Origin of the sequence: Brenneria izadpanahii (assembly GCF_017569925.1) — a bacterium.
GTDB classification, from domain to species: Bacteria; Pseudomonadota; Gammaproteobacteria; order Enterobacterales; family Enterobacteriaceae; genus Brenneria; species Brenneria izadpanahii.
In genome coordinates this window covers 2,949,105-2,962,464 of sequence record NZ_CP050854.1, presented here as the reverse complement: position 1 = coordinate 2,962,464, position 13,360 = coordinate 2,949,105, and the positions used below count along the sequence as shown (strand labels likewise).

8 protein-coding genes, 1 other RNA gene and 1 pseudogene are annotated in these 13,360 nt (G+C 52.9%); 5 read left to right on the top strand and 5 right to left on the bottom strand.

Translation table 11 applies throughout. From position 1 onward, the window contains the following. Positions 1 to 246: 246 nt before the first annotated feature. Positions 247 to 1,068, bottom strand: coding sequence for a posphoenolpyruvate synthetase regulatory kinase/phosphorylase PpsR (gene ppsR, locus HC231_RS13245; RefSeq protein WP_208227100.1), 822 nt, complete (start codon positions 1,066 to 1,068; stop codon positions 247 to 249). A gap of 298 nt (positions 1,069 to 1,366) precedes the next feature. Between ppsR and ppsA the strand changes: the two are divergent. Further along, positions 1,367 to 3,744, top strand: a pseudogene (ppsA, locus tag HC231_RS13240) (phosphoenolpyruvate synthase). A gap of 129 nt (positions 3,745 to 3,873) precedes the next feature. On the opposite strand, the gene apbE reads toward ppsA, so the two are convergent. The 3 genes from apbE to ydiK all read right to left on the bottom strand — a co-directional run bounded on the left by apbE (position 3,874) and on the right by ydiK (position 6,641). Continuing rightward, positions 3,874 to 4,914, bottom strand: a complete 1,041-nt coding sequence (apbE, locus tag HC231_RS13235) for an FAD:protein FMN transferase ApbE (RefSeq protein ID WP_208227099.1) — start codon at positions 4,912 to 4,914, stop codon at positions 3,874 to 3,876. Positions 4,915 to 5,185: 271 nt separating this feature from the next. Beyond that, an RNA gene (gene rprA, locus HC231_RS13230) (antisense sRNA RprA) lies at positions 5,186 to 5,294 on the bottom strand. A gap of 237 nt (positions 5,295 to 5,531) precedes the next feature. Beyond that, the gene (gene ydiK, locus HC231_RS13225) at positions 5,532 to 6,641 is read right to left on the bottom strand and encodes an AI-2E family transporter YdiK (RefSeq protein ID WP_208227098.1); all 1,110 of its coding nucleotides are present in this window, start codon (positions 6,639 to 6,641) and stop codon (positions 5,532 to 5,534) included. Between the two features lie 305 nt (positions 6,642 to 6,946). Between ydiK and ydiJ the strand changes: the two genes are divergently transcribed. Continuing rightward, positions 6,947 to 10,000 carry a D-2-hydroxyglutarate dehydrogenase YdiJ gene (ydiJ, locus tag HC231_RS13220; protein WP_208227097.1) on the top strand — a complete coding sequence of 1,018 codons (3,054 nt, stop codon included), beginning with the start codon at positions 6,947 to 6,949 and terminating at the stop codon, positions 9,998 to 10,000. Beyond that, the gene (locus HC231_RS13215; protein ID WP_208227096.1) at positions 10,000 to 10,416 is read left to right on the top strand and encodes a hotdog fold thioesterase; all 417 of its coding nucleotides are present in this window, start codon (positions 10,000 to 10,002) and stop codon (positions 10,414 to 10,416) included. The genes ydiJ and HC231_RS13215 overlap by 1 nt, the downstream gene beginning before the upstream one ends. Positions 10,417 to 10,535: 119 nt before the next feature. Here the strand turns inward: HC231_RS13215 and HC231_RS13210 are convergent, their stop codons facing one another. Continuing rightward, positions 10,536 to 10,937 carry a hypothetical protein gene (locus tag HC231_RS13210; protein WP_208227095.1) on the bottom strand — a complete coding sequence of 134 codons (402 nt, stop codon included), beginning with the start codon at positions 10,935 to 10,937 and terminating at the stop codon, positions 10,536 to 10,538. 496 nt (positions 10,938 to 11,433) lie between these two features. Between HC231_RS13210 and sufA the strand changes: the two genes are divergently transcribed. Both sufA and sufB read left to right on the top strand, forming a co-directional pair. Further along, positions 11,434 to 11,805: a Fe-S cluster assembly scaffold SufA gene (gene sufA / locus HC231_RS13205; protein ID WP_208227094.1), complete on the top strand. Its 372-nt coding sequence runs from the start codon at positions 11,434 to 11,436 to the stop codon at positions 11,803 to 11,805. A 13-nt stretch (positions 11,806 to 11,818) separates the two neighbouring features. Then, positions 11,819 to 13,315: a Fe-S cluster assembly protein SufB gene (gene sufB / locus HC231_RS13200; RefSeq protein WP_208227093.1), complete on the top strand. Its 1,497-nt coding sequence runs from the start codon at positions 11,819 to 11,821 to the stop codon at positions 13,313 to 13,315. Positions 13,316 to 13,360: the final 45 nt, after the last annotated feature.

Genomic DNA, 13,360 nt, shown 5'->3' with positions numbered 1-13,360 from the left:
TCGACGTTATCGGGGATATCTTCTGAGGCGAAGCCGCGGCGTATGTATATAAAAAAGTAAGGCGGGCGCCGCGCTCATGCAGGCCCGCATTTTTACATCCGTTGCGCGTGTCGCCTTTACCAGCCAGAAGCGCGAATCCTGTCGGGAGAATGTTTCTCAGCTAAAATGGTTTTCTTCTCAACGGCGGAATGCCGGGAAGTAATGGCGCTTACCATAAACTAAATCCGGCGATAAATACACCATGTACTAGTACATGCGTCGGCTCATGCCGAGGATATCGATGATTTTGGCGGAGATTTCCTCAACGGAATAGTTGGTGGTATTGATGTACTTAATCTGGTGTTTGCGAAACAGCGCCTCAACTTCGCTGAGTTCCATACGACACTGGCGCAGAGAGGCATAGCGGCTATTTCCGCGGCGTTCTTCACGGATGGCGGCCAGCCGTTCCGCATCAATGGTCAGCCCGAACAGCTTGTTTTGAAAAGGTTTGAGCGCATCGGGCAAACGCAGGTTATCCATATCATCGGCGATGAAAGGATAATTGGCGGCGCGGATGCCGAACTGCATCGCCAGATAGAGGCTGGTGGGGGTTTTGCCGCAGCGTGAAACGCCGAGCAGAATGACCTGGGCCTGATCGAGATTTCGCAGAGAAATACCGTCGTCATGCGCCAGCGTATAGTCGATAGCGGCAATACGCGCGTCATACTTACTCAAGTTGTTGGCGGTCAAACCGTGGGTACGATTGGCGATCGGGGTCGGCGGGATGTTGAGTTCTTTTTGCAACGGCGCCACCAGCGCCTGCACGATATCCTGACAGAACCCCTCGCTGCCGGTGATGATATCGCGTACGGTGGGAGTGACGATGGAATAAAAGACCAATGGACGAAGGCCGCTTTGGTGATACAAGGTGTTGATCTGTTCGCAAACGGCTTTGGCCCGCGCTTCATTTTCAACAAAGGGCAAGGTATAGCTCACGGTGCTCACCGGAAATTGCGACAACACCGCGTGACCAAGCACCTCGGCCGTGATTGCCGTCCCGTCAGAGACATAAAATACGCTTCTTTCCACATCCACCTCTTGTTGTTTTTTAATAAAAAAAACATGTCAACTGCAGTAAAAAATGTCTTTCAAGAATGCTTTTATTAAAACGCGGTTTCATTATCAGTATGATAACGATAAGAATCTTCTGCAATATTTTATTTTTACCGCATTTATCGATTTTGGCCTGTGAAATTGGTTTTTTTTCATAGGTTGATCGATTCACCTTTCAATACTTTATAGAACGTTATGCTACGCTGATTACGTTGAGACGAATTCTCAACTGAACGTTTCCATACCTTACTTGTATGCAGAAAGGATTTTTTCGATGTCCAATAACGGCTCTGATTTGCGGAATGTCCTCTGGTATAACCAGCTTGGTATGCACGATGTTGATCGGGTGGGGGGCAAAAATGCCTCTCTGGGTGAAATGATCACCAACCTGTCAGAATTGGGCGTATCGGTGCCGAATGGTTTTGCGACGACGGCACAGGCGTTTAATGATTTTCTTAATCAAAGCGGTATTAATCAGCGTATCTACGATTTGTTGGATCAAACCGACATTGACGATGTAAACCAATTGGCGAAAGCAGGAGCGCAAATTCGCCAGTGGATTATCGATACGCCGTTCCAGCCCTCGCTTGATCAGGCGATCCGCGAAGCGTATCAACAACTGGCCGAAGGGGAGAAAGACGCCTCTTTTGCCGTACGCTCTTCCGCAACCGCCGAAGATATGCCGGACGCCTCGTTTGCCGGACAGCAGGAAACTTTCCTGAATGTTCAGGGCATTGATGCGGTAATGGTCGCCGTGAAGCACGTGTTTGCTTCGCTGTTCAACGATCGCGCCATCTCCTATCGCGTCCACCAGGGGTACGACCATCGCGGCGTCGCGCTGTCGGCGGGCGTTCAGCGTATGGTGCGTTCCGATCTGGCCGCTTCCGGCGTGATGTTCACTATCGATACCGAATCTGGTTTTGATCAGGTGGTGTTCATCACCTCTGCGTATGGATTGGGGGAAATGGTGGTGCAGGGTGCGGTTAATCCCGATGAGTTTTATGTGCACAAGCCCACCTTGCGCAACAACAAACCGGCAATTGTCCGGCGCAATATGGGATCGAAAAAAATCCGTATGGTGTACGCGGCCAGTCAGGAGCATGGCAAGCAGGTACAAATTGAAGACGTTCCGGAGCAGCAGCGCGCGCGCTTCAGTCTGAGCGATGATGAAGTCCAGGCGCTGGCCCGGCAGGCGCTGCTGATTGAGAAGCACTACGGCCGGCCGATGGATATCGAATGGGCGAAGGATGGCCACAGCGGCAAGCTGTATATCGTGCAGGCGCGTCCGGAGACCGTGCGCTCCAATGGTCAGGTGATGGAGCGTTATCATCTGCCGTCCGGCGGTAACGTGCTGGTGGAGGGGCGGGCTATCGGCCATCGCATCGGGGCCGGCGAAGTGAAAGTGATTCAGGATATCAGCGAAATGCACCTGATTAACGCAGGTGATGTGCTGGTGACGGATATGACCGACCCTGATTGGGAACCGATCATGAAAAAAGCGGCCGCCATCGTCACAAATCGCGGCGGGCGTACCTGTCATGCGGCGATCATCGCCCGTGAGCTGGGGATCCCGGCGGTGGTGGGTTGCGGCGATGCTACGGAACGTCTGGGTAACGGACAGAAAGTGACCGTGTCGTGCGCGGAGGGCGATACCGGCTACGTCTACCATGATCTGTTGGATTTCACCGTGAAAAGTTCGCAAATCGATGAAATGCCGGACTTGCCGCTGAAAATCATGATGAACGTCGGCAACCCCGATCGCGCCTTTGATTTCGCCTGCCTGCCGAATGATGGCGTTGGGCTGGCGCGTTTGGAGTTTATTATCAACCGCATGATCGGCGTTCACCCCCGCGCGCTATTGGAGTTCGACCAGCAAACCCCGGAGCTACAGCGCGAAATCAAGGCGCTGATGCAAGGGTATGACGATCCGGTCGAGTTCTATATCGCTCGATTGACGGAAGGCATCGCCACTCTGGGGCGGCTTTTTCGCCGAAGCGGGTCATCGTGCGGTTATCCGATTTTAAATCCAACGAGTACGCCAACCTGGTGGGCGGCGAACGTTACGAACCGGATGAAGAGAACCCGATGCTGGGATTCCGTGGCGCGGGACGCTATGTTTCCCCTGATTTTAAAGCGTGCTTTGCGCTGGAATGCGAGGCGATTAAGCGTGTTCGCAATGATATGGGGCTGAAGAACGTCGAGATCATGATCCCGTTTGTGCGTACCGTCGCCCAGGCGGAGGCCGTGATCGACGAACTGGCTCGGCAAGGGCTGCGGCGCGGCGAAGACGGGCTGAAAATCATCATGATGTGCGAGATCCCCTCTAACGCTCTGCTGGCGGAGGAGTTTCTGGCGTATTTTGACGGTTTCTCCATCGGTTCGAACGACATGACGCAGTTGGCGTTAGGGCTGGATCGGGACTCCGGCGTGGTTTCCGAGCTGTTTGATGAGCGTAATGACGCGGTCAAGGCATTGCTGTCGATGGCGATCAAAGCCGCTAAAAAACAGGGGAAATACGTGGGGATCTGCGGTCAGGGGCCGTCGGATCATGAAGATTTCGCGCTCTGGCTGATGGAGCAGGGGATTGACAGTTTGTCGCTTAACCCGGATACCGTGGTGCAAACCTGGCTGAATCTGGCCGAACATCAATAGTCGCCGGACGCGACGGTATCTTGCCTGACGCTATTTGGCGTCAGGTTACCGCCGTACCTCCCGCTTTCATCGCCATCCCCGCCGCGCAGGCGGGGATCTTCTTTCAGACCGTTCGTTGCTCTGCGGCATTCACTGCGCAATCAGAAACGACCGGAATTGAGGCGTCATTTCCGCGTGGAAGCCTTTATCGGTCTTGGTAATCAGGTAAACGGCCAACCCTTGTTGCTCCGCCAGTTGTAAGGCTTTTTCCCTTCCCAGAACCATTAATCCGGTGTCCCAGCCGTCGGCTTCCAGGGCGGTCGGCGCGATCACGGTAACCGAAACCAACTGATGCGTGATGGGTTTCCCGGTGGAGGGATCGATCACATGGGAATATCGTTGACCGTTCTGCTCAAAGTAATTGCGGTAGCTGCCGGAGGTGCTGATGGTGTATCCCTGTAGGTTGACCGCCGCCTGCATGGCGTTTTCCTGGTCGGTCGGCTTCTGAATCGCCACTCGCCACGGCGTCCCCTCGGCATTCACTCCTCGGCTGGAGATGGCGCCGCCAACGGAAACCAGATAGTCGGTGATGCCTTTCCGGGCCATCAGTTGCGCTAGAACATCGGCGCCATAGCCTTCGCCCAATGTTGATAGGTCGACATACAGATCGGGCAAATCCTTTTGGATCCATTCGCCCTGTTCGTCACTCAGTAATTTCAGGTGCTTGAGCCCGATTTTCCGCCGGGCTTCATCAATCTGTTGCTGGCTGGGAATTTGCGTCGGCTGTTTTTGCGGGCCGAATCCCCACAGGTTGACCAGGGGGCCGACGGTAATATCCATAGCGCCGCCGGTTGCCCGCCCGATACGCTGGGCCGCCAATATGATATCGGCCATGCCGTTGCTGATGGGCTGAGGATCGCTGCCGCGATATTGATTGAATTTCGACAGCGTCGAATCGTTACGGTAGGTCGAAATCTCGTTATTCGCCTGCTCCAGCAAGGCATCAATCTCTTGCTGAAGTTGTTCCTTGCTCTCTTTCTGTTCACCGCTGATTTTTACGCTGTAAAACGTTCCCATCGTTTTTCCCTCGATGGTCAACAGTGGACGCAGATCGGTATGGGGCGGGTTATCGCAACCTGCGAGCAGGCTGAGCAAGAAGCCGAGTAGTAATCCCCTGGCGAGGTTAGCCATAAAAACTCCTGAGAATAAAGCGATTTGCCAACTAATATATCGAATAGATTTCAAAACGAAGACGCCATGCCCGTTATCTTTCAAGCCGCATCCGCTTGAAAGAGGAAAGATATAAAGCAAAGCGCGTGAAATACAAATAGAAGATTTACAAAAACATGGCCAACCGCAATTTATGGCGGTGAATCTTCATTGGTCGGCGGGTAAAAATTTCCGGGAGCGGCTTTCAACGCCGCTTGCGGCGGCACGAAGAAGCGGGCATGGATAGCTCGCGATAAAAAAAAGCCCATCTCAGGGGATGGGCAAAGACTACACACAGCAATTCGTTACTAACTCTGACGAGGAGGAAACCTTTTGACTAATGAAGGTTAAATTAGCTCCGTAAACAATCCTATTAACTCTGTTCCGCGCAGTCATTAGGAATCATCCTAATAGTTAATTGTTTTTTAAGGATTTATTGGCAAAAAGCGCGGGGGTTTTAATAAAATTGAACTGATAAGGAGAAAATAGCGCGATTTCTTAGGAATATTCCCGCAAAAATGAGATAAAACATTAAAAATATTTATCAATTAACTGCCGCGAAATAGATCTTCCGCGGCAGTAATGGCGTTTAACGTCGCTTAGTCCTTGCCGGTATTCGGTTTAAGGGGATCATCAACGATTCCCTTTGGTTCGGGAACTTCGTCCATCCATGCAAAAAGCAGGCGATAAGACACCGCAAGGACGACCGGCCCGATGAACAGACCAATCATGCCGAAGGCCAGCAAACCGCCGATAACGCCGCACAGGATTAGCAGCAGCGGCAAATCGGCGCCGAAGCGGATCAATATCGGACGGATGAAATTATCAATCGTTCCGACCACGCAGCTTAGAACCAACAGCACCGTTCCCCAGGTGGTATCCCCGCTCCAGTAAAGCCAGATAATCGCGGGAACCAGTATGGGGAGCGGTCCCAATTGCACCAGACAGCACAAGAACATCAGTACCGTTAATAGCGTGGTATACGGGATGCCCGCGACGAACAGACCGATGCCTCCCAACAGGGATTGCACAATAGCGGTTACCACCACGCCCAGCGCAACCGCCCGGATGGATTGCGCCGCCAGAATGACCGCGGTATCGCCGCTCTCATGCCCAAGGCGGATAGCGAAGTGGCGCACCGCTTTGGCGACGGCTTCCCCTTTGTAGTAGAGCAGGGCGCTGAATACCAGCATCAGGGCGCAGTGCATCAGAAAACGGCCGACGTGCGCCGCCTGCGCCACCAGCCAGGTTGCGGTTTTTCCCACATAAGGCTGCGCTTTGGCGAACAAACCGCTGCCGCCGCTTTGCAACAGGGTTTGCCAGCTATTGAATAATTTATCCCCGACCAACGGAATGGAGGTCAGCCACTCCAACTGCGGCGGGGAGAAGTTTTCCTGACTGGCCGCCCAACCCATTAACGCCGAACTGTTATCGACAGCGCTGCTGACCAGTACGGCAATCGGCATCACGAACAGCAGGATCAGCAGTAACGTCATGGCAACAACGGCGAGAGAACGGCGCCCCCAAAGCAGATGCTGAAGTTTGATTAATAACGGCCAGGTAGCGATCACCACCATGCTCGCCCAGGCGAATCCCAGGATAAAAGGTTGAACAACCCAAAAACAGGCGATGATCATGATGGCAATGAACAGCAGGCTGAATAATATTCTGACCAGGTCGAGATGCGGTTGTGGAATTTTTCTTGTCAATGAATAGTACCTCTATTAAGTAAACGCCACGTGTAAAAGCAACGCCGCTTTGGCAATGCGATGAAACGGCGATGATTTATCATGAGATATTTATGTGGTTTTTGACAGTCTGTCGAACATATTGTCGGTGTGAACAGTGGAAAACCAATACTCAGTGTGTTTTTTACCGAACCAGCGGCATCGCTGCGGGAAATATGATAAAACGTGATGGGTCTGATGGTTGGATAAATAATAAATCGTTTCATTCACAGACACCTAACGTCATATTGGCAAACACTTCTTGTATAAGACAGGGTCAAAAAATAATGATCCCACAGATCTCTCAGTCGCCCGGCCTCGTTCAGCCGGTGCTCAATTTTTTGGAAGCATTGAAACAAAATGGTTTTACTGGCGATACCGCGACAAACTACGCCGATCGTCTGACGATGGCGACAGATAATAGTATTTATCAATTGTTACCGGATGCCGTTGTTTTCCCCCGTTCCACCGCCGATGTCGCGATTTTGTCGCGTTTGGCTGCAGAGGAACGCTTTCTTGACCTGACATTCACCCCGCGGGGCGGAGGTACCGGCACCAATGGTCAGGCGCTGAATCGGGGCGTAGTGGTTGATATGTCTCGCTATATGAACCGCATTCTGGAAATCAATCTGGAACAGGGGTGGGTCAGAGTAGAAGCCGGCGTAATCAAGGATCAGCTAAATCAGTATCTTAAGCCTTTCGGTTATTTTTTCTCTCCGGAGTTGTCCACCAGCAACCGCGCTACCCTGGGCGGGATGATCAACACTGACGCCTCGGGGCAGGGGTCGCTGGTGTATGGCAAAACCTCCGATCACGTCCTGGGTTTACGGGCGCTGCTGATCGGCGGCGAGATTCTGGATACGCAGGCCATGCCTACCGCATTGGCGGAGCAACTGGCGCAGGATGAATCCGCGGTTGGACGGATTTATCAGACTGTCTTGCATCGCTGCCGTGAGCAACGCCAGCTTATCCTCGATAAGTTTCCTAAGCTAAACCGCTTTCTGACCGGTTACGATTTACGCCATGTTTTCAGCGACGATCTGCAAACCTTCGATCTGACGCGTATCCTGACCGGCGCGGAAGGGACGTTGGCGTTTATTACCGAGGCCAAGCTCGATATCACGCCGTTGCCGAAGGTCAGACGGTTGGTCAACGTCAAGTACGACTCATTCGATTCGGCGCTGCGTAGCGCGCCTTTCATGGTGGAAGCTCAGGCGCTGTCAGTGGAAACCGTGGACTCCAAGGTATTGAATCTGGCCCGTGAAGATATTGTCTGGCACTCCGTCAGCGAACTCATTACCGATGTGCCCGATCGGGACATGCTAGGACTGAACATTGTTGAGTTTGCCGGCAATGATGAAGCGTTGATCAACGATCAGGTGAACACGCTATGCGAACGGCTGGAAACTCTGATGGCGGAAGGGGAAACGGGGGTTATTGGTTATCAGGTCTGTAACGATCTGCTAGGCATCGAACGCATTTATGGCATGCGCAAAAAAGCGGTCGGCTTGCTGGGAAACAGCAAAGGTCTGGCAAAGCCGATCCCGTTCGCCGAAGATACCTGCGTGCCGCCGCAACATCTGGCGGATTATATCGCCGAATTCCGCGAGCTGCTGGATAGCCACAACCTGGCGTATGGCATGTTCGGCCATGTGGACGCGGGCGTTCTGCACGTGCGGCCGGCGCTGGATATGTGCGATCCTCAGCAGGAAATGCTGATGAAGCAGCTCTCCGATAATATCGTCGCGTTAACGGCGAAATACGGCGGCCTGCTGTGGGGGGAACACGGCAAAGGATTCCGGGCCGAGTACAGCCCTGAGTTTTTTGGCCCCGAACTGTACGCCGAGTTACGCCGTATCAAGGCCGCCTTCGATCCGGATAACCGCCTGAACCCCGGTAAAATCTGCGCTCCGCTGGGAGTCGACGCTCCGATGATGAAGGTGGATACCGTCAAGCGCGGCACCTACGATCGCACCATTCCTTTGGCGGTTCGCACCTCTTTTCGCGGCGCGCTGGATTGTAATGGCAATGGGCTATGTTTCAATTTCGATGCCCGCAGCCCGATGTGTCCTTCCATGAAGATTACCGGCAACCGGATCCATTCGCCGAAAGGCCGGGCGACGCTGGTCCGTGAATGGTTGCGTTTGCTGGCGGAACAGGGCGTCGATCCGCTGGAATTGGAGAAAAAGCTACCGCAGCAAAAGATCAGCCTGCGGGCGTTGATCCGGAAAATCGGCAACACCTGGCATGCGCGTCAGGGGGAATATGATTTCTCCCACGAAGTGAAGGAATCGATGTCGGGATGTCTGGCCTGTAAAGCCTGTTCGACGCAATGTCCGATTAAAATCGACGTCCCAAGTTTTCGTTCTCGCTTCTTACAGCTGTACCACACCCGCTATTTACGCCCGGTGAGGGATTATCTGGTCGCGGGCGTGGAAAGCTACGCGCCGCTTATGGCGCTCAGTCCTAAAACGTTTAACTTCTTTTTGAAAATGCCGTGGGTGAACGAACTGAGCCGCCGGCAAATCGGCATGGTCGATCTGCCGCTGCTCTCTTCCCCGTCGCTGCGTCAGCAACTCGCCGGCCACCGCGCCGGTAAAACAACGCTGGAACAGTTGGAAAAATTGTCCGGGCAGGAACGCCGGCAGTACGTGCTAATCGTACAGGATCCTTTTACCAGCTATTACGATGCGCAAGTGGTCGCTGATTTCGTTCATCTGGTAGAGAAGCTGGGGCTGAAACCGGTATTGCTGCCTTTTTCTCCGAATGGTAAGGCGCAGCATATTAAAGGATTCCTGAACAGCTTTGCCCGGACGGCCGCCAAAACCGCCGATTTCCTTAATCGCGTGGCGACGTTGGGGATACCGATGGTGGGCGTCGATCCTGCGCTGGTGCTGTGTTATCGCGATGAATACCGTGAAATTCTGGGGGAAAAACGGGGCGACTTTACGGTGCAACTGGTTCATGAGTGGCTGACGACCTTGCCGGCGCAAGAGACGCCGCCGGCCGCCACCGGCGAATCCTGGTATCTGCTGGGGCATTGCACCGAAACCACCGCGTTGCCGGCCAGCAGCCAGCAGTGGGCGAATATCTTCTCCCGCTTCGGCGCCCGGCTGGAAAATGTCAGCGTCGGCTGCTGCGGGATGGCGGGAACCTATGGTCATGAAAGTAAGAATCTGGCAAATTCCCAGGGTATCTATGCTTTGTCCTGGCAACAGGCGCTGCAGCGGCTACCGCAAAAACGCTGTCTGACCACGGGCTACTCTTGCCGCAGTCAGGTGAAGCGGATGGAAGGACACGCGCTACGTCATCCGCTACAGGCTTTACTGGAGATTATCTGATGCAGTGGAAACGACAGATGACGCTTGACCAGCTTAATCAGCAGGCCCAGGGGTGCATGATCGCGCATTTGGGGATTCGTTTTACCAAGCTGACCGAAGAGAGCCTGGAAGCGATCATGCCGGTGGATGCCCGGACCCGGCAGCCGTTTGGTTTTCTGCACGGCGGCGCTTCCGTTGTTCTGGCTGAGTCGCTCGGCTCGGTCGCCGGCTATCTATGCACCGAAGGGGAACAGCGGGTGGTAGGGATAGAAGTCAATGCCAACCATCTGCGCGCCGTCGTTGATGGCGAGGTCCGCGGCGAGTGCTACGCGCTGCACATTGGTCGGCGTCATCAGGTTTGGCAGATAAACATTTATGACGCGGGCGAGCGGCTGTGCTGTTCATCCCGCTTGACGACCTCGGTCATTAGCCTTTAGTTCAGCCATCACAAAACCGACTGGGCAATAGGCTATTGCCTGGTCAGTTTTGCCGCTATAGCCTGCTATACTTAAATTGTTTTGTTCGGATGGGCGCATCGTGCGCTGGCGGCAAAGCGTCAGGGCAGAAAAGGAACCTGTTTGACGAAATCAGTCTGGAATGCGGTGGCTTTATCCCATAGCCCCTGCATGCTTAGCTGGTGGCAGATGGACTTGAGCGTATTGCGTGCAAAGTAGTAGCTCTGCACCCGGAAAAGATGACAGCGCTCCTCATTATTTATTTCTTTAATCAGTCTATTGTGCAGTTTTATCAACGCGTGCAAATAACTGTCGTCGTCGCCGTTTCTCAGACATAAATCGACCATTTCCATGCAAGCGTTATAATAGCGCCTCAGATGGTCGATATGGCTTTCTGGACGATTTAGGCGAGCCTCCGCCATATAGAAATCTACTGTGGCATCCCGGATTTGAAATTTATATTCGTCAATCTGATGTTGCAGCCAGGCATTCACGGAAAGCATGGGTATCGACCTTGAACATTAATGATAATCATTATCATATTTATAAAAATAGTCGGGATCAATGGGGAAAATGCGCTTTGCCGACAAAAAATTTCCGGGAGAAGTTTTCACCTCCCCGTCGGCGACGGCCCGTAAGCGCGGCGAAGGGATGAGACGCAGTAAAAATCGTCATGGATGAGATTAAATCTTCATTTACTTTCCCTGTTTTATAAATAGGTATTCTCGATGTATGTTAAAGTAATGATAATGAGTTGATAATTTTTATGCGGAAGAAAGCTGGCGGTAAATGATTTTTTATTTTATTTATCAATTGGTTATATTTTAATTTCATTCCTGTTTTTGAAACGGGCAGACGGCGGGCGGGGTCAATAGCCGCCGCCAATAATGAAATGTTAAGAATAGCCATGCGAAGCAAGTGGTTGAAGCCAGGCACATTATCACTAACATTAGGGGAAACCAGCCTAAAACTGGTACCACACGTAATGAGGTATACCGTATGCAGACGGAAAATGTAGGGACCTTTTCACTAGATGAAAACATCTGGCAAGGTCTGACGCTAACGGACAGCGCAGCAAAACAAATCAAAAATTTAATGCAGCAGGATGCCGCAGTTAAAGGTTTACGACTTAGTGTGAAGCAGTCCGGCTGCGCCGGATTCGGCTATGTATTGGATCTGGTGCGAGAGAGCTCGCCGGATGACCTGTTGTTCGAACGCGATGGCGCAAACCTTTATGTACCGTTAAAGGCGATGCCTTTCATTGATGGCACCGAGCTCGATTTTGTCCGTGAAGGGCTGAATCAGGTGTTCAAATTTAATAATCCCAAAGCTCAGCATGCCTGTGGATGTGGCGAGAGCTTTGGCATTTAAGTGATGAAAAATTATGGCACGTAGCACAGTAGAAGTACCTGATGATGTTCAGATCTGGATGGGTGATGTGAGCTATAAAGAAGGCTTCTTCACTGAATTGGCGACGGATGAGCTGGCGCGGGGCATCAACGAAGAGGTTGTCCGGGCGATTTCAGCGAAACGCAACGAACCCGAATGGATGCTGGAATTCCGGCTTAACGCCTATCGGGCATGGCTGGAAATGGAAGAGCCTCACTGGCTGAAGGCCAAGTATGAGCATCTCGACTACCAGGACTATAGCTATTACTCCGCCCCATCCTGCGGGCAGTGTGACGATAGCTGCGGTTCCCAGCCGGGCGCGACCCAGCAGTCGGGCATCGCCGAGGTGAATAATTACCTGACCAGCGAAGTGGAAAACGCGTTTAATCAGCTTGGCGTACCGGTGCGTGAAGGCCAATCGGTGGCGGTGGATGCGATTTTCGACTCCGTTTCCGTGGCGACCACCTACCGCCATGAGTTGGCCGAACAGGGCATTATTTTCTGTTCGTTCAGCGAGGCGATTCAGGAGCATCCTGATTTGGTCCGGCAGTATCTCGGGACTGTGGTGCCTTCGAACGACAACTTTTTTGCGGCATTGAACGCGGCGGTCGCCTCCGACGGCACCTTTGTTTATGTCCCGAAAGGCGTGCGCTGCCCGATGGAGCTGTCGACCTATTTCCGCATTAACGCGGCGAAAACCGGACAGTTTGAGCGCACTATTCTGATTGCCGACGACGACAGCTACGTCAGCTATATCGAAGGGTGCTCGGCCCCGGTGCGCGACAGCTATCAGCTGCACGCCGCGGTGGTGGAGGTGATCGTCAATAAAAACGCCGAAGTGAAATACTCCACCGTGCAGAACTGGTTTGCCGGCAAAGAGTCGGAAGGCGGGATCCTGAACTTCGTGACTAAGCGGGCGCTGTGCGCCGGTGAGAATTCGAAAATGTCATGGACGCAGTCGGAAACCGGTTCGGCCATCACCTGGAAGTACCCCAGCGTGATCCTGCGCGGCGACAACTCTGTCGGCGAGTTTTTCTCTGTCGCGCTGACCAACGGTCATCAACAGGCGGATACCGGAACCAAGATGATCCATATTGGTAAGAACACCCGTTCGACCATCATCTCCAAGGGGATTTCCGCCGGACACAGCGAAAATACCTATCGCGGACTGGTGAAAATTATGCCGAGCGCCACCAACGCCCGTAATTTCACCCAGTGCGATTCCATGCTGATTGGCAGCAATTGCGGCGCGCATACTTTCCCGTATGTGGAGGCTCGCAACAATACCGCCCAGTTGGAGCATGAGGCGACCACGTCGAAGATTGGCGAGGATCAGCTGTTTTACTGCTTACAGCGCGGCATCAGCGAAGATGACGCGATTTCGATGATTGTCAACGGATTCTGTAAGGATGTGTTCTCTGAGCTACCGCTGGAGTTCGCGGTAGAGGCGCAAAAGTTACTGGCGATTAGCCTGGAACATAGTGTGGGTTAATTCGCCGGTTGCCGATGGTTTTTAATCGGTCACGAAAATGATGAG

Excerpts from the sequence above, each read along its gene's own strand:
- apbE (WP_208227099.1), bottom strand. The coding sequence starts at position 4,914 with ATGGCTAACCTCGCCAGGGGATTACTACTCGGCTTCTTGCTCAGCCTG.
- ydiJ (WP_208227097.1), top strand. The coding sequence starts at position 6,947 with ATGATCCCACAGATCTCTCAGTCGCCCGGCCTCGTTCAGCCGGTGCTC.
- HC231_RS13215 (WP_208227096.1), top strand. The coding sequence starts at position 10,000 with ATGCAGTGGAAACGACAGATGACGCTTGACCAGCTTAATCAGCAGGCC.
- HC231_RS13210 (WP_208227095.1), bottom strand. The coding sequence starts at position 10,937 with ATGCTTTCCGTGAATGCCTGGCTGCAACATCAGATTGACGAATATAAA.
- sufA (WP_208227094.1), top strand. The coding sequence starts at position 11,434 with ATGCAGACGGAAAATGTAGGGACCTTTTCACTAGATGAAAACATCTGG.
- sufB (WP_208227093.1), top strand. The coding sequence starts at position 11,819 with ATGGCACGTAGCACAGTAGAAGTACCTGATGATGTTCAGATCTGGATG.